This is a genomic window from Sphingomonas abietis, from assembly GCF_027625475.1.
Taxonomy (GTDB): domain Bacteria; phylum Pseudomonadota; class Alphaproteobacteria; order Sphingomonadales; family Sphingomonadaceae; genus Solisphingomonas; species Solisphingomonas abietis.
The window spans coordinates 3,552,990-3,572,454 of record NZ_CP115174.1; the positions used below are offsets into that span (position 1 = coordinate 3,552,990).

14 protein-coding genes are annotated in these 19,465 nt (G+C 62.5%); 5 read left to right on the forward strand and 9 right to left on the reverse strand.

Features of this window, described 5'->3' with window-relative positions; all coding sequences use genetic code 11:
• The first annotated feature begins 290 nt into the window (after positions 1-290).
• A complete protein-coding gene (drt3a, locus tag PBT88_RS16655) occupies positions 291-1,637 on the forward strand; it encodes an antiviral reverse transcriptase Drt3a (protein WP_270076429.1) in 1,347 nt (448 codons plus the stop codon).
• Between the two features lie 49 nt (positions 1,638-1,686).
• Entirely contained in the window at positions 1,687-3,699 is a 2,013-nt protein-coding gene (gene drt3b, locus PBT88_RS16660; RefSeq protein WP_270076430.1) for an antiviral reverse transcriptase Drt3b, read from the forward strand.
• 304 nt (positions 3,700-4,003) lie between these two features.
• Here the strand turns inward: drt3b and PBT88_RS16665 are convergent, their stop codons facing one another.
• The 6 genes from PBT88_RS16665 to PBT88_RS16690 all read right to left on the reverse strand — a co-directional run bounded on the left by PBT88_RS16665 (position 4,004) and on the right by PBT88_RS16690 (position 11,979).
• A complete protein-coding gene (locus PBT88_RS16665) occupies positions 4,004-4,618 on the reverse strand; it encodes a M17 family peptidase N-terminal domain-containing protein (protein ID WP_270076431.1) in 615 nt (204 codons plus the stop codon).
• Between the two features lie 22 nt (positions 4,619-4,640).
• Entirely contained in the window at positions 4,641-7,652 is a 3,012-nt protein-coding gene (locus tag PBT88_RS16670) for a sensor histidine kinase (protein WP_270076432.1), read from the reverse strand.
• A 15-nt stretch (positions 7,653-7,667) separates the two neighbouring features.
• Positions 7,668-8,378, reverse strand: a complete 711-nt coding sequence (locus PBT88_RS16675; protein ID WP_270076433.1) for an alpha/beta fold hydrolase — start codon at positions 8,376-8,378, stop codon at positions 7,668-7,670.
• Positions 8,379-8,490: 112 nt separating this feature from the next.
• Positions 8,491-9,627, reverse strand: coding sequence for an FAD binding domain-containing protein (locus PBT88_RS16680; protein ID WP_270076434.1), 1,137 nt, complete (start codon positions 9,625-9,627; stop codon positions 8,491-8,493).
• Positions 9,628-9,631: 4 nt separating this feature from the next.
• Entirely contained in the window at positions 9,632-10,831 is a 1,200-nt protein-coding gene (locus tag PBT88_RS16685; RefSeq protein WP_407696472.1) for an MFS transporter, read from the reverse strand.
• Positions 10,828-11,979 (reverse strand): alkene reductase, encoded by a 1,152-nt coding sequence (locus PBT88_RS16690; protein WP_270076435.1) that lies wholly within the window; start codon positions 11,977-11,979, stop codon positions 10,828-10,830. Before PBT88_RS16690 ends, PBT88_RS16685 begins: the two co-directional genes overlap by 4 nt.
• 99 nt (positions 11,980-12,078) lie before the next feature.
• Here PBT88_RS16690 and PBT88_RS16695 point away from each other — a divergent pair, with 99 nt between their 5' ends.
• Positions 12,079-12,960, forward strand: a complete 882-nt coding sequence (locus PBT88_RS16695) for a LysR family transcriptional regulator (protein ID WP_270076436.1) — start codon at positions 12,079-12,081, stop codon at positions 12,958-12,960.
• A 17-nt stretch (positions 12,961-12,977) separates the two neighbouring features.
• Here the strand turns inward: PBT88_RS16695 and PBT88_RS16700 are convergent, their stop codons facing one another.
• From PBT88_RS16700 to PBT88_RS16710, 3 genes are read right to left on the reverse strand one after another with little or no spacing between them, the layout of a single operon-like run.
• A complete protein-coding gene (locus PBT88_RS16700) occupies positions 12,978-15,230 on the reverse strand; it encodes a xanthine dehydrogenase family protein molybdopterin-binding subunit (RefSeq protein WP_270076437.1) in 2,253 nt (750 codons plus the stop codon).
• Positions 15,227-15,700 (reverse strand): (2Fe-2S)-binding protein, encoded by a 474-nt coding sequence (locus PBT88_RS16705; RefSeq protein ID WP_270076438.1) that lies wholly within the window; start codon positions 15,698-15,700, stop codon positions 15,227-15,229. The genes PBT88_RS16700 and PBT88_RS16705 overlap by 4 nt, the downstream gene beginning before the upstream one ends.
• Entirely contained in the window at positions 15,697-16,773 is a 1,077-nt protein-coding gene (locus PBT88_RS16710) for a c-type cytochrome (RefSeq protein WP_270076439.1), read from the reverse strand. Before PBT88_RS16710 ends, PBT88_RS16705 begins: the two co-directional genes overlap by 4 nt.
• 592 nt (positions 16,774-17,365) lie before the next feature.
• Here PBT88_RS16710 and PBT88_RS16715 point away from each other — a divergent pair.
• A complete protein-coding gene (locus PBT88_RS16715; RefSeq protein ID WP_270076440.1) occupies positions 17,366-18,556 on the forward strand; it encodes an OprO/OprP family phosphate-selective porin in 1,191 nt (396 codons plus the stop codon).
• Between the two features lie 76 nt (positions 18,557-18,632).
• The gene (locus PBT88_RS16720; RefSeq protein ID WP_326521549.1) at positions 18,633-19,439 is read left to right on the forward strand and encodes a fumarylacetoacetate hydrolase family protein; all 807 of its coding nucleotides are present in this window, start codon (positions 18,633-18,635) and stop codon (positions 19,437-19,439) included.
• The last annotated feature ends 26 nt before the right edge of the window (positions 19,440-19,465 follow it).

A 19,465-nucleotide genomic window follows, 5' to 3' on the forward strand; every position in this document is an offset into this window, starting at 1 on the left:
TCCTCGGTGATCCTCAGGTCACATCTACTCGATCATAAAAGGAACATTGCTAGAACATTCTTTCTAGGGCGTCTATATGCAGTCCGGCGGCCTCGGGCCCGTTCTTTGCCGTTCCGGTTTTGAATGCAAAAATGGATTAAGCTGCCGTTCGTTTGCGCTGCAGCAGACGGCAGCAGCCGCCAAAGAGCCCGACATTCTCGGTCTAGAAACCGCTTCCCGAACCCCGTCCCTGTGGGATAACCGTCTTCCTGAACGCCAACGGAGGCGAACCCCAGGATGTCAGTTTAGTAATGCTTGATCAGATGTTTACAGCGGATAACTTCCGCCGCATCTATGACGCCGAGAACCGCAAAGGTCTCGATCTGGCGAGCCGTTACTTCCCGACGCTCGAACCGCTCACATTGGCTGTCCGCGACAAGGTGCAGGACATCCGTGACCACCGCGCCAATCAGGCGACCATGGCGGCAGATGTTTTCGAGGCAACCTTACTCGACCTGAAAAAGAAACTTGCAGACGCGAAGGCGGAAAAATCGGCAGCCGTCGATACGCTGATGGACGAGATCAGCCACAAGGTACTCAAACCCTCCTTCAAAATCGATCTTTCTAAAAAGGACGGTCCGAACGGAAAGCCGGTTTTCTGCATCGATGCCGAGCCCGAAACCTTCTTCATCATTAAGCAGCTCCAGCACAACATCAACCGCATCTACGGGGTCAAGCAAGCGAACCGGCACGACCTTGTCTGTCAGGTTCGCGATATCCTCGGGGGCACATTTCCATTTGAGTTGATTCGAACCGATATCTCGTCATTTTACGAGAGCATTGACAGGAAAAAGCTGCTCGAAAAGCTGGACAGCGACCAGCTTCTAAGCTCGACTTCGAAGAAGTACATCAAGCAAATCCTTGTTTCCTATGGCGCGAAATCCGGCACCGCCGTCGGTGTTCCGCGCGGAGTAGGCATCAGTGCCTACCTCGCCGAATTTTACCTGCGCCCGGTAGATAGCGACATCCGGGCAATCCCCGGCCTGGTTCTCTATTGCCGCTTCGTCGATGATATCGTGGCCGTCTTCGCGCGGCCCCCGGCTGGCAACAGCCTCGGCTCCTATAAGGACCGGATCATCGACATCTTGGGCCAGCACGCGCTGGCGAATAATGCGGCGAAGACAGATGAGTTCGTCTTCCCGGACCCGAACCCACAGACGTTCGAATATCTCGGTTACAAATTCAGCATTACCGCCGGAAAGTGCGAGATCGGTCCCAGCACTGCGAAGGTAGAAAAATATCGCACGCGCATGAGGGCGGCGTTCGAGGAGTATTGGTTAGAGCGCTCGCTGCGCACGCGGCGCGCCTACCGCGAACTTATCTGGCGAATCAAATTCCTGACCGGCAACACGCGGCTGTCGAACAGCAAGTCGCGGGCCGCCACCGGCATCTACTACAACAACTCGATCGCAACCGATCTGACCAGCTTCGGCCAGCTTGACCAAGAGCTGAAGGCGCTGATCGCGACCTTGCACAGCAGCAGCCTGCAAAAGCAGTTGAAAAAGCTCAAATTCACCACCGGCTTCGAACAGCGCCGCTATCATCATTTTAGCGCGCGGGAATTGCAAACGATAGTGAGGGCCTGGAAACATGCCTAAGCGCCGTGTCTCCCTCACGCACCGGAAACAACGCTCGATCCTCACGGACATGCTGCCGTTCGAGGTGCCCCCAACGTTCTCCAACCGGGGCTATTATCGCTTCCTGCGCGATAACAGCGTCGAGATTGAGAAAGGCCAATTGCGCTGGGTTTGCGAGACCGACGCGCTTGACCGCACGATGCAGCTTCTGTTCGGCATCAAAGCCGGAACGCCCATCACCGCTGAGGCCGTGACCGAATGGGGCAAGGAGAAGACCAGACGGTCGGTGCCCTACAACAAGTGCGAAATGGCGACGATACCGTTCAATTTCAGGGTCGCGCACAATCTGGACGGTCGCACCTTGAGCGTCGTCCATCCGCGCAATCAGGTAGCGGTCGCGAGCTTCTACGCCAACCATAGCGCGCTAATCATCTACCACACGTCGCTTAGCGAATTTTCGATCCGCCGCCCGGTGTCAGTATCCCGTTATGCCTATTTCAAGGACAAGTTGCATGAAGAGCGGCTGGATTCCGTGGCGGGGCTGGAAGAGGAGAATCGCGAGTACGAGCAGCTCGGCTCCTATTTCGTCTACCGGAAATACCGGAACATTCACCGCTTCTTCGAGTCCTACAAATATCATCGCAGCGAGAAAAAGTACGACGCGATGGTGCAGATCGACGTCAGCAAGTGTTTCGACAGCATCTACACCCATTCGCTGCCCTGGGCCGTGCTGGGCAAGGACCAGACAAAATTCAAGCTGGAGGATTCCAAGCGCACTTTCGGAGGGCGCTTTGACGCGCTCATGCAGAATCTGAATCACAAAGAGACCAATGGCATCGTCATCGGTCCCGAATTTTCGCGGATTTTTGCCGAGATCATTTTGCAGTCGGTCGATGCCGAGCTGCTGCGGCAGTTGGCGAAGGCCAATCTGCGCCACAAGGTGGATTACGAAATCTTCCGCTACGTCGATGACTTCTTCATTTTCTACAATGAGGAGTCCACGCAGCTCAAAGTTTTCGAGACGCTTCAGGAGATCCTCAAGGGCAAGAAGCTCAGCATCAACACCGCTAAAATCAAGCATTACAATAAGCCGATCATCACCGAAATCACGATTGCCAAGGAGCGGGTTTCCGCGCTTCTTAACGACGAGATCAACCCGGCCTGCGAGCAAGAGCCGCTGGCCGACCCCGCCAAGCCGCCACAGAAGAAGCTGGTCTGCGGCATCAATGCGAACCGTCTGATCATCCGCTACAAGGCTGCGATCAAGGAAGCCGGCGTCACATACTCCGACCTGCTGAATTACACGTTCGCGATCATCGAGAACAAAATCGAAAAGCTCTCGAAGGCGTACGTTGAGAGCGAAAAAACGGACCGGGACCGCAAGTGTCTGTCCAATGCACTGCTGGCGATCATGGAGTTTGCGTTTTTCGCCTATTCCGCGAGCCCAAAGGTCAATCATACCATCCGCATCTGCCGGATGATCGCGGCTTCGGTGGACTTCGTCCACGCACAGCGACTACATTACGAGAATAAGCATCTTCTGTTTAAGTATGTCCACGACAATGTGATGCAGCAACTCGAAAAGAATACGATGAGCGAGCATCGCGAGGTGGAAAGCCTCTACCTGTTGATTTCGCTCTCGCAGATCGGACGGGAATACTGGCTACCGGTCTCCGTTCTGCTGCGGCATTTTCTGATCCAGGAGGAAGAGAAGACCGGAAATTACATCCGCCCCACCGGTTTCATGAACCATTTTTCGATAACGATCCTGCTGTCTTATATCAAACACAAGGTCAGGTACGCGAAGCTGAAAGCCTTCATCGAAGCGGAAATCCTAGCCAAGCTCCATTATATGAAGGCGCATTGTCCCGACGACGCCGAGACGCTGATCATGCTGCTCGACCTCATCGTTTGCCCCTACATCAGCAGCCCTACCAAAGACGCCATCGGCGCGATTTTCGGGCTGGACGCCGCCGGCCTGGCTGCCGTTCAGGCGACCAACGACCATTGGTTCACCGCTTGGGGCGACAAGTTCAACCTCGGTAAAGAGCTGGACGCCAAGCGCAGCCGTGAGGTATATTAATTCCGGCGCTCCGCTCTACCCTTAATGGCTGTTGGCAGCTCACACACAAGCGCCCACCTATCCCCTGTATCAATCGGGGGTCGGGTAATGGGACGGTCGGAGCGGGCCGTTTCCTGCCCCATCATCATCGACCACTGTCGAAAGCGTCCGCGCCGCTGGCGACCGGTCGTTGCAACATCTTGCGCGGGATGACTGTGCCCCCATTCGCGCCGAGCGAACGGCTGCTTCTTGCAGAAGCTGCCGTTCAAAGCTTGATAGGCGAACGACACATTCTGGTCGAAAGCGGTCTCCGGATAAGTGCGGATCAAGCCAGCCTTGAGCGTAGTTGATGCAGGGTTTCGACAAACCCTGCGGAGGCTTGATCAAAGCGTTCGGCTCCAACATCGAAAAACCATTCGCGCACTGACGGAAGATGGGTCTGCCCGCATCCTTCCAGTGCAATCTTTAGGTCGATCGCACGCATCAGGGCGCCGAGCATCCGATTGGCTGCGCCAGACGTCTGTTCACCGGTGAGGCCGCTGTCGAGCATGCTCGGCGCGAAGGCTACGCGCGCGGCGCCCTTGAGGTTCGCCATAGTATAGGCGATCGCAACCGCGCCTCCGACTACCTCGGTCGACCAGACATCGGGATCGCCCAAGCCGATCACCAGAACCGCCCCGGCATTTATTACAGGGGGCGCTCGATCGATCAGCAGCGTTTCGCCTCGCGTCGCCTGAAAGAGTCCGGCTGTTCGGACCGAAAGCAGCCGGCCGCCCAAAGCCGCGTCGAGATGCGCCAGACCTCCAGTCGGCAGGGCGCCGCGCGCCTCACGCGCGAACATGCACGCGCAGGAGAGATCCACGGCCGCGGCCACACCGTCCCAGGCGGCGACGTGGATGTCGACGCCCGCATATGTCCCGACTAATCGGCGCTCGGTCATTGAACGCTTCGCTCCACCGTCATCATTCCGCGTATGCGCGCCGCGCCGGAAGCGAAAGGCGGATGCGCGTTCCCTTCCCCGGCGCATCCCCAATCTCGATCTTCGACCCCATTCGCGCGCTGCGTTCGCGCATGCCGACCAGCCCGTAATGCCCCTCGCGGCCGCCGCTGACCTTCACCTCAGCGGGCAACCCCAAGCCGTCGTCGGTTACTGTGACGACGAGGCGGCGCCCGCCATAGTCGATCGAGATCTTGAGCGCGGTCGCCTTGGCGTGTCGCACCGCATTGGCGAGAGCCTCGGAGGCGATTTGTGCGATATCGTCGGCAATCGGCGGCGAGAGCCTGCGCGCCGTCCCCGAAACCTCGATGTCCCACGTCATCGGCGGAAAGACGATCATCGACGCATCGTCGCTCAGGCGTTCGCGCAGATCGACCGGCCCGCTGTCGTTGCGCAGATCCCGGACCCGCTCGCGCCCGTCGGCGAGAACATCGTCGGCACGTTCGAGCGCCGTCACCAGATTGTCGCGCGCCTTGTGCTGATCGGGAAGCAGCTCGGCGACCGCCTGGAACCGAAGCACGAGGCCGTGGAACCCTTGAAGAAGCGTATCGTGGAGTTCTCGCGCGATCCTTTCGCGCTCTGCGTGCCGGTCCTGGAGGCGTTGCCGGGCGGTCGCCGAGACCACTGTCCAGCGCCACCGCACCAGCGCGACAACGCCGGCAAGCACGACGAACGCTAGCAGCGCCTTGAACCACCAGGTCTGCCAGAAGAAGGGCGCAATCGTGAACGACATCGTGGCACCGGTCTGGTTCCAGACGCCGTCCGCATTGGCCGCGATGACGGCAAAACGGTAGGTGCCAGGCGCCAACTCGGTATAGCTTGCCTCTCTGCGCGTGCCGGCATCGACCCAATCCGCATCGACGCCGGAAAGGCGATAGCGATATCGGTTCTGGAGCGCATTGGTGAGGCTCAGTGCCGCAAATCCGAGCCGTACCTGCGTCGTCCCTGCAGGAAGCGACACATCGGCGCCGGCATAGCTGTGCCCCCGCGCTTCAAGGGCTGTGATCGAGACGGGTGGAGGCAGCGTGTCGGGACGCAATCGGCTGGGATCGACGCGGACCAGACCGGCATTGGTCGAGAACCACAATCGTCCGCGCCCGTCGAGCTTGGCATCGGCGGCGGTGAAGACGTTGGGTCGCCCAAGAATGCCTTCGCTACCGCCGATCCTTTGCGCGGCGATCGGACCGCCCGGACGGACGAAAGCGGCATCGAGATCGCTCGCGCGCACGCGAAAGATGCCCTCTGCCGCGATGATCCAGACATAGCCGCCCTGGACAAGAATGCCGTTGGTGTTCGCGAGCCAGGGATAGGTTGCGGCGCTGAGCGTCGAGAAGCGTTTGCCGTCGAATCGGATCAGTCCGGCCTCCCCACCCAGATACCAATAGGGGCCGAGATGCTCCATCAGCTTGACCGGGCCGATCTTGATCTGCGCTGGCGCGAGCAGCAGATGCTCACCCGCCGCATCGAGGAGCGAAAGGCCGTTCTTGGCCTGGTAAGCGAGGAGACGGCCACCGCCCGCATCCGCGATGAAGCTGCGAACCGGCCACTGCGTCTGCTTCTGCCAATTGCCACCGTCGAAGCGCGCGATGCCCAACCCCGCCGTGGCTTCCCAGATCTTGCCCTGGGCGTCGATCACGCAACTGGCTGATGCGCGCCGCTCCTTGGCGAAGGCTTGGCGCAACACGTCCTGCTTGCCGTGCTGGTCACGATAGGTGCCGTTATCGGTCAGCACCCAGACGAGATCGTTCGGGCCGGTGCAGATGCCGCCGATCGTGTAGGGGATCTTAAGGGCGCGCGCGACGCCCGCGCCGACCCCATAGGCATCGACGTCGGTGCCGACATAGATCGCGCCATTGCCCGACCGGCTCGACGTGATGCCGGTCAGTAGGCGCCCGGGGATCGGCTCGATGAAGATCGCCGAGCGAACGAAGCGGTCAAGCCCGTCATAGCCGCCGGCCCAGATATTGCCTTCGCGATCTCGGAAAAGCGTCTGGGCATTGACGTCGGGGGACAGGTTGCGGGTCTTCTCATCGCCACGCTCCAGCACCCGGATCAGGCCGCCATTCTCGCCCGCGACCCATATCATCCCGTCATCGTCGACGAGCAGGCCATGCTGTCCGCCGCGCGTTCCACCAGCGATATCATGCGTCTCGATCCGATCGACCATCTTGGTGCCGATCACTTCCCTGAGACTCCAGCCGTTCACCAGCCACAGCTTGCCGCCAGAGCCTTCGGCAAAAGCTGGAGCCTGATCGAAATCTATAGGAACGGGGATGGCAGGGCCGCGCCCATGAGGATATTTGAACAGCGAGAAGAAGTGCGCTGTCCAGAGCGTCCCGTCGCGTGCCAGATAGAGCCCCAGCAGCGGATCGGTGCTTCCATCGGCCGCGAGGACGCTCCAGCGGCCATGCTCGAATTTGTAGACCTGGGTACCGCTCGCGTCGCTGACGCCGATCCATATTTCGCCGTTCGGGCCTAAGAGGATCCGAGTCACATTCCCGCGTAGCCTCGGCACGTTGACCTTGGTCAGCCGGCCACCTGCGTAGCGCGCGACGCCGCCTGAGCGATATCCCACCCACACGCTACCGTCGGGCGCGGCCGCCACCGTATTGACCTGTTGTGACCGGCTGGGATCAAACGCATCAGGGTTCACCTGGACGAAAGTGATGCCGTCAAATCGGAACAACCCTCGCGACGAACCCAGCCAGAGATACCCGTCGGGCGTTTGCGTGATGGCACGTATGTTAGGCGGTGCTGCGTCGGCGGCCGACCAGTGCGTCCGGTAATATCCCGGCACGCCTTGTACGCCCGCAGCACACGGGAAGGCGAGTGCAGCGACCAGCGTGAGCCATAGCCAGCACCTTACGGCAGTGGTGGTCGACCTGAACCGCGATGCCGCTAAACACACCAGAACCCCTGCCCCCACCCGGCCATTCGTCCGAAATCTATCACGCGCGGCGCGCGCCGCCACACGCACCGCCGCGCGTGACTATCAGGCAGGCACGACCGTGGACGCAACCGCTTCGAGAATGACGTCGGCGACCTGCTCGGGCATCGACAGCAGGCTGAGGTGGCCGGCCTTCAGTTCGACCGTCTTTGCCTTCATGGCAGCGGCCAGCTCGCGCTCAAGATCGACGCTGACGATGCGATCCTCGCTCGACACGATGTAGAAGGTCGGGCGATTCTCCCAGGCGGCCTCGGTGATTTTGTCGCCGAAGGTGCTGGCCGCGAGCGGCGGCTGGAGCACCGCCAGCGTCCGCGCTTCGATCTCGGGCAGATCCTGGGCGACGTCCGAGATCCAGCCCTCGACGTTGAGCTTGAGGAAGCCCGCGCCGTCGTTGCTGATATGGCTGAGCGCGGGAGGCGACGGATGGCGGCCGACCTGTTCGCCGACCGTTTCACCGGCCTTGGGCGCGAAGGCGGCGACGAATACCATCGACTTCACCTTGGGGTCGTTGCCGGCCTCGGTAATGACGGCGCCGCCCCAGCTATGGCCGACCAGCACGATCGGGCCGTCAATGGCGTCGATCGCGCGCTTGGTCGCCGCGACGTCGTCGGCGAGCGATGTGGTCGGGTTCTGCACAGCGACCACCGGGATGTTCTCGGCAAGCAAGATCGGAATGACGCGCTGCCAGCTCGAACCGTCGGCCCAGGCGCCATGGACGAGAACGACGGTGGGTGCTGCGGGTGATTGGCCAGTCATGATCTGCTGCTCCGAAATATTGTGGTCTCTCGGCCAAGCTACCGGCAGCGGTCTCGCCGCTCTTGTCGGAACGGGTGATGGTTTGCCGATCCGTGCGCCACTCGAGCACAATTCAGCGCGCTGATACGCTCGCCTGCACATCCGAAGACGCCAGCGAGGCGCCCAGCCTGCGGCCGAGATCGACGATCGAATGGCCGACCCGAAGGCGTTCGCGCTCATAGCAGGGAAGCGCATGCTCGACGGGCGTCCGATCGAGCAGCGCCTGCAGCGCCATCGCATCGCCGGCAGCCTTTGCCACACCCATGGCCGTATGGGGCCGTGCCACGAATGCGGCGTCCCCTAGCAGCACTATACGGCCATCGACCATCTGCGGGGTCTCAAGGTCGAAGATCGCCTGGACGAACGGCTCGCGCTCGGCCGCCACGACTGCCGCAAAAGCGGGCGGGAGAAGCGCCTTGGCATCAGCAACCAGCTGGTCTCGGCGCGCATCCGAAACGGCGCCTCGTGGGAGCGAGAAAGGATGTGTCCGACCCGTCTCGTCAGTGAGGCAAGCCGCGAGATCGTCGACGCGTCGATACCAGACGCAATTGTAGCGACGTCGCCCTGGTGCCGTCTCACCGAACGGGCCGGGCACCAGATAGCCAAGCACCTGTCCCCCTTCCATGTGATAGAAGGCGAATTGCTCGGAGAGTGTCGCCGCCGCGATGTCCGGCAATTGACCCTCGGGAAGCAGGAACCGCCAGGCGAGGTACCCCGCATATCGCGGCTGGACGCCGCTGCCGTGGAACATCGACTGGCGCACTCGCGACCCGATCCCGTCAGCGCCGATCACCAGGTCGGCCTCGACGCATTCGCCGTCCGACAGTTCGAGCCAGGCGAGGCCACGCGTCGTGCCGGCGCCTGTGACCGCCTGATCGAGCCGGTAATGGGCGTCCGGCACTTGCGAGCGCACCGCCTCGTAGAGCGCGTCCCAGGATATCTGCGTCTGCGGGTGGGGATCGCGGTGTGCGATCGCGCCCGACCGATCGAGCGTGATCCGTGAACGGGCGGTCACTCCTGTCACGCCCACGTCGGATCGCCCAAGCAGGCGCAGCAGCTTGAAGACGTCATCCTGCGCAACGAGGCCGGCGCCCCGGCCCGAAAGCCCGGTCGCCGATCTCTCGTACACGGTCACGTCATGTCCGTTCTTGGCGAGCAGCGCCGCCGCGAACAGTCCGCCGACGGATCCTCCGGCGATCGCGACCTGCATCGTCTCAGCGCCGACGCAGCAGGCTGTAGGCCTGCATCGCCACCGCGAGCAGCGAAAGGACCACGCCGAGGATCGAGACGGATTGCCATCCGCCCATCCCCCAGACGGCGGTCGCCGCCGCCGAGCCGCCGGCGCCCCCCAGGAACATCGATCCCATGAAGATCGTGTTGAGCCGCGCACGGGCTTCGGGACGAAGTGCATAGACGACATGCTGGTTGGAGACGAGCGCGCTCTGGACCGCAAAATCGAGCACTATCACGCCTACGACCAGGCCCGGCAGCGTGAGCCAGAGGCCGAAGATTGCCCAGGAGACCAACGTCAGGACCGCGCCGAGCGCGATGACGCCGTGCGGACCGCGCTTGTCGGCAAACCGCCCAGCGATCGGCGCCGCCAGGATGCCGACCGCCCCGACCACGCCAAACAGGCCCGCGACATCAGCGCCGAGGCCGAAGCGCGGCTCCTGCAGATGCAGTGCGAGGATGGTCCAGAAGGCCGTGAACGCGCCGAACAGCAGAGCCTGCGTCACCGCAGCGATCCGCAGCTCGGCGAACTCAGCCCAGAGATGGCGGAGCGAGACGAGCAGGTTGCCATAGTGCATCCGGCTGTCGGGGCGGCTTTGCGGGAGCGAGACCAGCATCAGGACACCAGCGCCGAGCGCCATAGGCACGCCGAGCCAGAACATCTCGCGCCATCCGGCATGGGTCGCGACGAACCCCGCCAGTGTCCGGCTCAGCAGAATGCCGCACAACACGCCCGACATGACGGTCCCGACGGTCGCGCCGCGCTTTTCGGGCGAAGACAGATGGGCTGCAAAAGGCACGATCTGCTGCGCAACGGTTGCCGACACGCCGAGCAGGAGCGACGCGAGCAGGATCAGCCAGACATTGGGCGCCAGTGCCGCCGCCACAAGCGCCACAGCGAGGACCGCGAATTGGATCACGATCAGCCGCTTGCGCTCGACGAGATCGCCGAGAGGCACCAGCAGGAACAGGCCTGCGGCATAGCCGAATTGGGTGAAGGTCGGGATCAAACCCGTGGCGTTTCCCGGCAGGTCGCGCTCCATCACGCCCAGCATCGGCTGGTTGTAATAGATATTGGCGACGGCGACGCCGGCGGCAACCGCCATCGCGAACTTGAGCGCCCAGCTGATCTCGGCGGGCTTCGCCGCGCGGGCGCGGTGTTTCGTTTGGATCAAGGTGGTCATGCCTCAGCTCCCTCGGCGAGCCGCTCGGGTTCATAGGTTGGATAGTCGATGTAGCCGCGCTCGTTTCCACCGTAGAAACTGGAGCGGTCGTAGCGGTTCAACGGCAGATCCTCGGCCAGCCGGCGCGGCAGATCGGGATTGGCGATGAACAGGCGTCCGAACGCGATCGCGTCCGCGTGGCCGTCGCGCAACGCCGCGCGCGCCGTCTCGCCCACATAGCCGCCGGCCGAGATGATCGTTCCGCCGAATGCGCGCTTGAGGAGCAAGCCAGCATCGGGCGCGTCGGCGTCGATCGCGTTCACATCGCTATTCTGATCGGCGCGGGGCTCGACGACGTGAATATAGGCCAGGCCGCGCTTGCCGAGTTCGGTGCCCACATGCGCATAGAGACTTCCCGGGTCGCTGTCCGCCATGCCGTTGAAATTGCCCCAGGGCGACAGGCGCACGCCGACATTGCCCGGTGCCCATGCGTCGACGGCGGCATCGACCACTTCGAGCAGAAACCGCGCACGATTTGCGATAGGCCCGCCATAGTCATCCGTCCGAAGATTGCTCGTGTCCTGAAGAAACTGGTCGACCAGATAGCCATTGGCCGCGTGGATCTCGACACCGTCGAAGCCGGCGGTCCGCGCATTCACAACCGCCTGCCGGAATGTCGCGACGATCGTGTCGATCTCCTGCTGCGAAAGCGCCTTAGGGATGACGAGTTCGGCAGACGCACCCGCCGCGTCGATATGAGTGAGCCCCTCGGGCAGCACCGCGGAGGGAGCGACCGGCACGGCGCCGCCCGGCTGCATCGTCGGATGCGAGATGCGGCCGGTGTGCCAGATCTGGAGCACTATCTTTCCGCCCTTGTCGTGGACGGCATCGGTGATCGCGTGCCATCCGGCGATCTGCTCGTCGCTATAGACGCCCGGCACGCCGGGATAGCCCCGCGCCTGCTCGCAGATGTCGGTCGCCTCGGTGATGATGAGGCCGCCCTGACTGGCGCGCTGGTCGTAGTAGAGCGTGTTCATGGGCTGCGGCACGTCGCCCGGCTGGCGCGAGCGCATCCGCGTGAGCGGCGCCATGACGGCGCGATGCCCGAGCGCAATGTTGCCGATGGTCAGTGGTTCGAAAAGCAGATCAGCGGTAGGTTCGTTCGACATGGAAAATCTCCCTGCGGTTGATGCCGCCCGAAGTAGATTGTCTCCCGATCTGGTATTAGATGGGCGAATTGATCGTCTTGTATATTCGGAACAGATATAATGGATCTGATGGACGTCACCGTGTTCGTCGAGGCTGTCCGGGCACACAGCCTAGCCAGTGCCTCCCGGCGGCTTGGGATTGCGCCCATGGCAGCCTCACGGCGGCTGGCAGCGCTCGAAGCCGAACTTGAAACCCGCCTCGTCCATCGCACCACGCGCGCTTTGTCATTGACACCCGAAGGCGCATCCTTCCTGCCTCATGCCCAGGCCATGCTTGAAGACGAGATGGAGGCTCGCGCTTCGATCCGTCCGTCGAAGGCTGGAGCATCTGGCCTCCTGCGCGTGACGACCTCGGTCCCCTTCGGTCTCAAGGTCGTAGCGCCGTTCGTACCGACGTTTCTGGAGGCGAACCCGGAGGCGCAGGTCGATTTGCTTCTCGCCGATGGCATCGTCGATATCGTGGAACAAGGCATCGACCTCGCCATTCGCATCGCGCATCTGCGTGACAGCAATCTGATCGCGCGAAGGCTCGCGCCCAATCCCCGGGGCCTGTACGTCTCGCCCAAATATCTGGTGGCTCGGGCGGCTCCGAAAACGATCGCCGAACTGACGGACCACGAGTGCCTGACAACCACCGGCAGCCAGTTTTGGACATTCGTGACGTCTGAGCGCAAGCAACAGCGGCGACGGGTTAAGGGCCGCTTCTCGTCGAGTTCTCCCGAAGCGTTGCGGGAAGCATGCCTCGGGGGATCCGGCATCGCGATGCTGTCGGGTTGGAGCACCAAAGACGATATCGCTGCGGGCCGATTGGTCGAGGTGATACTCGAAGACGGCGCTGCCGATCCCCTCGACATCTGGGCAGTCCATCCGACGACGCGCCTCGTGCCGGCCAAGACGCGCCTCTTCATCGCGGCTCTGGAAGCACATCTCGCCCATAGGTGACAGGCAAGGCGAAACATTCATCCGGTAACACCGATCGCAGCCTTCAGCTTTTCAGAAGTAAGCGGCATGTCGCGCAGGCGAATACCGGTCGCGTCGGCGATTGCGTTGGCAAGCGCGGCCGAGGTAGGGCCCTGTGAAGTTTCTCCGGCGCCCAAGAACGGCATTCCGGGTCGTGACATGATATGAACCTCCACCTCGTCAGGAACATCCGCGAACCGGCCGATCGGATAAGTCCCCCAATCGAAGCTTGTTCGCTTGCTTTCGTCGTAGGTGAGCTCCTCGAACATCGCCCAGCTCAGTGATTGGATGATCCCGCCCTCGACCTGGTTCTTTAAACCATCGGGATTGGCTGGCTGGCCGGCATCGACCGCAGCGACGACACGGCGCACTCTGACAGCGCCGGTCTCACGCTCAACTTCGATTTCCATCGCAAGCGCACAGTAGGCGCCAATGTTCTTGTATCGGGCAAAGGCCATGCCGCAGCCCCGTCGGCCATCGCCCTTGGGTCTTTTGCTCCAGCCGAATTTCTCGGCTGCGTGAATAATGACGGCGCGCGCGCGCGCGTCTTCCATGTGCGTCAGCCGAAATGCCAATGGATCTTCCCGGATCGACCGCGCGAGATCGTCTAGGGTACTCTCGATCGTGAAAATATTGAGGTGCGCTCCCAGAGATCGCAAAGCCGAGACGCGAACCGGCATCTCGGACACGAAATGGTAGCGTACGTCCATGTTCCTGAAGCTGTAGAGCGGATTGGCATTCCGGTCGCCGTCGCCCTCCGGCATCGGTATCGGCTTGGGGACTTGAGGCGCGAAACCGGGCACGATTTGCTGCGCTACCGCGTAGCCACCTGCCTTTACTGGCCGCATGTTGTGCGAATTGCTCCAGACCTCATAATTCCAATAGGCGATCCTGCGATCAGCCCCCACCGCAGCATCGACCTTGGTGACCATGCCGCATCCACAGGGTTCCCAGCCGAACTCCTGTTCCCGCATCCATTGCAGCCGGATGGGACGTCCCGGCAACGAGACGGCGAGCAGGCCCGCCTCGCCCGTCACGTCATCCGCACCGTTCTGGCCATAACAACCAGACCCTGGGGAATGAATCACCCTGACCTTTTCAGGAGGCAGCCCGACCAACTCCGCTGTCGCGCGGTGCATGTCGAACACACCCTGACTATGAGACCAGATCGTGAGCACGCCGTCCTTGAAGAGCGCTACCGCGCAAGATGGACCAATCGAGCCATGCACATACCAGGGGCGGCTGAAGACCCCCTGTGAGCGATGCACAGCCGGAGGCGCCTGGTCGCGCGTGTTCAACACCTGTATCTCGCGGTGGGCAAGCTTCTGAAGACGGCGGGGACCGTCATCGACAGGAAGATGCGGAAGAGTTCGCACATAATCAGAAGCTTGCGCCGCTCGCATAGCGCACACGGCCTGCCATTCGCCTTCGGCTACCACGGCAGCAAAATCCCCATTCTGGTAGATGCTCACGACGCCAGGCATCTGGCGTGCTTCGTCGAGCTTGGGGCTAACCAACCGCGTTCCGTAGCTCGGCCCACGGATTACGCGTGCGTGGAGCATTCCTGGAAGACGCATATCTTGGACATAGGCCTCTTCACCGATGAGCTTGGCAGGAATATCAACTCGGGGAAGATTGCGCCCCATGGTTCGATATCTGGCGGGATCTCGGCGCGGGGCATTGGGGACGGCCTCGACATGCAATGAAATCCCGCTCGCAAGCGCCGCGTAACTCATCTGCCGTCCGCCAGCCGCTATCACATGACCCAGGCCATCGGTGTTGACTTGTTCGACTGGGATATCCCAAGCCTTTGCCGCCGACCGTTCCAGCAGCATCCTGACGTTGGCGCCGGCATTCGCCAGCGCCGCGCCACCATCCTGCATCGAGTGGCTCCCTGCGGTCAGTCCCTCATCCGGCGTGAGGTCGGTATCTGCAGTGATGAATGTGACCTTGCCGGGTGGGAGGTCGAGCTCTTCGGAGACGACTTGCAGCAGCGCCGTTCTGATCCCCTGCCCCAGTTCTACCTTGCCGGAAAAGACGGTCGCTTGACCATCCGGACCGATATGAATCCACGAGTCCAGTTCGGGCGTTGATTTGAGATTCCCCGGAAGGTCAGGTCGTTTGACTGCCGAGGCCGCGCCCCCTTCCCCGCCGCCCGCCAACTGGCCGAGCGCTCTGGCTCCGAATGAGAATGACACGAGAAGGCCGCTTCCGGCCAAAATATCCCGACGAGTCAAGGCTGGAACGCTCATGCGATGCTCCGATGGGATGTGCCGGACGCGCGCTTTATCGCCCGGATGATCCGCATGTGCGTTCCGCATCGACAAAGATTTGGCTGCATGTGGCGTCGAATTTGCTCGTCATCAGGCCGCGGGACTTTATCTAGCAGCGCTTGGGCGCGCATGATCATGCCTGCGATGCAATATCCACATTGAGCCGCCTGCTCGGCCAGGAAGGCTCGTTGAAGCGCATTCATATCTCCATGGGGGGCAAGACCTTCGACGGTCTTGATCTCTCGCCCTTCGACCGCCGCCACTGGCGTGATGCAAGAGAAGGTCGCCTTCCCGTCAATGTGAACGGTGCAGGCGCCACATTGGCCGAGCCCACAACCGTATTTCGCACCATTGAGGCCAAGATCGCCCCGCAGAACATAGAGCAACGGCGTTTCGGGGCTGGCTTGGACGCGGTGCTGCGCACCATTAACCGAGATGACTATGCTCATGGCTTGGCGCCTTCCTTCCGCAATTTTGCGATCTTTGGGGCGAGATCTGGCCACGGCGCCCGGTCCGTAAACCGCGCGCGCGCGTAGCCGAGAACTTGCCCGATCTGGTCGTCGTTCAATCCGCTGGCAAAGGAGGGCATCATCGGTCCCCGCCGCGCCACAGGGGGCTGAATTCCACCCAAAACGGCCTGCACGGCGCTTGTTGGATCATCGTCTCGCAGACTCGAGGCGAGGCCGAGCCCCGGCCTTCCCTGGGCAAGCATTGGGGCGCCGCGCGCGTGGCATCCGACGCACGCTCCGGCAAAGAGCTGGTTGCCCTTAGGGAAAAGCTTCGCCGCACGCTCCGGTTGGTCGACTGCCTGAACGGTAAGCGGCCCTCCAGCGTTGCCCATCAAGGACGCGACATAGACCGCAATCGCGCGAATATCGGCGGGAGGAGCTTGGGAAAGGCTCTCGACCACCGGCCCCATTGGTCCAGCCGCCGCACTATGTTCAGGCGATATGCCCGTCCGCAGATACTGCTCAAGAGCAGCAACCGTCCAGCGGCGCGCCGCAGGGTTGCTTGCGTCGAGCGCCGGCGCACGCCACCCCTCTGCCAATCCGCCTGCATAGGCGCGCCCGCGAACCTCTCCACCGGCAAGATTGCGCGGACTGTGGCAGCCACCACAATGTCCAAGCCCTTCTACGAGATAGGCACCCCGATTCCACTCTGGCGACTTCGCCGCCTCAGTGGCAGTCGGACCTTCGTGAAGGAAAAGCAGTTTCCAGCCAGCGAGTAGCGGACGAAACCCAAGGGGAAATATCAATCGGTTCGCCGGAGCCGTTTGGCGGACCGGACGGCGGGTCATGAAGAAAGCATAGAGCGCGGTGAGATCATCATCACTGACGTGCGTGAAATGTTCATACGGCAGCGCTGGGTACAGGTGCTCCCCGCTTCGACTCACCCCTTCCTTCATCGCCCGTCGAAATGCGTCTTCCGACCAGCGCCCTATGCCAGTCTCCGGATCGGGGGTGATGTTGTTCGAGAACAGGGTTCCAAATGGTGTCTCAAGGGGGCGTGCCCCGGCGAACACCCGGCCGCCATCGGAAGTATGACAAACTGCGCAGTCCCCAAGACGAGCGAGCACTGCGCCCTTTACAACCAGAGCCCGGGGGAAACTCGCTGGCGCTGGCGGCGCGACCTCCGGAATTTCCGGCCGCCAAGCGAGCGCCAGAGCGAGTAGAATCGCGGCGACAGCCGCCACGATCCCCGGAACTACTATCCGCCTCCATTTTGTCGACAGGCGCATCACCATCCTCACACTTCACCGGCACAGGTGCCCGGTCATCCTCGCTTTCCGCTTCCGTGAAATGTTGCATCTGGTCAGCGTGCAGGCTTGGACAGAACGTGCACATTCGGTCGGGCGAACGGTCCGATCTGCACGGATCCGACAATAAGCGAGCGCCGCGATCTGAAAGGGTTGCTTTATGCCAGGTCGGAACCAGCCTTTCCTCAAGCGATCGCCCCTTCTCGCGACAGCAGCCGTCGGGACGATATTGTGCGCCACGACGCCTGCACGCGCGCAAGACACCGACGTCAAAGCGCTTGCCGAACTCGTGCGCCAGCAGTCGCAGGAGATCGCCGACCTCAAAAGGCGCCTCGCTGCCCTTGAAGATGCGAAGCCGATGGCGTCCGCCGCAAATGCTGCGCCGACCATCGTCGCGACGACGTCGCCTGCCGAGGCCGTCCCAGGCATGGGCGCGGCGCCCGTGTTCAAGGCGGCGGGCGGCCAGGTCACCTTCCACCCGCGCGGTCGCATTCTGCTCGACTTCTCGGCGACGAGTGGCTCGAATGTCGCGGCCCGCAACTATGCCGCGACCGGGGCCAGAGCGATCCGTATCGGTGCCGACGGCACGGTCGGAGATCATTTTGCCTATCTGATGGAAGCCGATCTCTCAGGAGCCAACGCCCAGGTCCTGAACGCCTATGTGGCGTGGCGTTTCGATACGACCGGCAAGGTCCGCAAGGAACTTCGCGTCGGCAACCTCTTTGCCGATCGCGGCGTGGAAGGCGCGACCGCGGTCGACGCCGTCCCGTTCATGCAGCGCAATCTGGTGGCCGACGCCGTTCTGCCACGCGCCGGCTTTTACGGCGTAGGTGTGCAGAGCCGTATCTCGGGAGACGATTGGCACGCCACGCTCTCGGTCACCGGCGATCCGCTCGACGCCAATTCCTCGATGCGCGACAGCTGGACGGTCTCGGCCCGCGCGCATTGGGACGGCATCGGCGACGCGGATCGCTTCGTCCACCTCGGCGCATGGGGCTTTGCCGAGCGACTTGACCCGGGCGTCGACAGCCTGTCGCGCAGCCTCGACATCGGAGGCCGGCTGAACACGGCGCTCCGCATTCCGTCCGGCCCCCTTCTCGGCGCGCGCTCGTCCGAGGGCTTCGGCGGTGAACTTGGCGCGATCGCCGGCCCCTTCTGGGTGATGGGCGAGGCCGGCGAGCGTCGTTTCCAGATGCGCGACGGCAGCGATCCCGACGTTACCGCATGGAGCATCGGCGGTGGCTACACGATCTTCGGCGGCCGTGCGCCATATGATCGTCGATCGGGGAGCTTCATCCGCCCGCCGATCGCCAGGTCGGTACTGGCCGGCGGCGCCGGCGCGCTCGAGCTCGTCGGCCGGTACGAGAGGCTCGATTATGATCGCCTGATCGCCGCCGGCAGCGGCCGGGAAATCACGATCGGCGCCAACTGGTACCTCACCCAATACCTCAGACTGATGGGCAATCTCGTTTTCTGGCACATCGACGTGCCAGGCGCTCGCCCAGACGACGGCCATACCGGCACGATGCGCATGGAGCTCGTGTTCTGACCCCCTCGAACCGAAAACAGTGGAGCATAAGACGATGAGGCTTGGACGCGTTGGACCTAAGGGTCAGGAAACCCCGGTGCTGATCGATAGCGCGGGCAAGCCCCGCGATCTCAGCGGTATCACCAGCGATCTGACGGCGGAGGCGCTTGCCGAGGGCCTCCTCGATCGGCTGCGCGTCCTCGATCCCGAAAGCCTCCCGACTCTCGACCTGCCGGACGGTCGCTACGGTCCGTGCGTCGCCAATGTCGGAAAGATCATCTGCGTCGGCCTGAACTATACGGACCACGCAGCCGAGGTCGGCTTGCCGCTCCCGGCCGAGCCCACGATTTTCATGAAGGGCTGTCGCCCGACGGGCGCAAACGATCCGGTCCGTCTCCCGCGGGACGCCGCCAAGGGCGACTGGGAGGTCGAACTCGGCATCGTGATCGGCAAGGGCGGAATGTATGTCAGCGAAGACGCCGCCGATGAGCATATCGCGGGCTATTGCCTGTTCAACGACCTGACCGAGCGCTCCTTCCAGATGGAGCACGGCGGCCAGTGGACGAAGGGCAAGAGCTTCCCCGGCTTCGCGCTCATGGGGCCCTGGCTCGTCACGCGCGATGAACTTGGCGATCCGCAGGCGCTGGGTATCTGGCTCGAGGTCAACGGCCATCGCTACCAGGACGGCACCACGAGCAATCTCGTGTTCGGCGTGCGCCAGATCGTCAGCTACCTCTCGCAATTCTATGCCCTCGAACCGGGCGACCTGATCGTCACCGGTACTCCGGCGGGCGTTGGCCTCGGCCACAAGCCCCCGGTCTTCCTCAAGCCGGGCGATACGATCCGGCTCGGTATCGATGGCCTCGGTGAACAGGAGCAGCAGGTCTTCGCCTGGGAGGGGTGACAGCAAAAAGCCGGGGCACTGCCCCG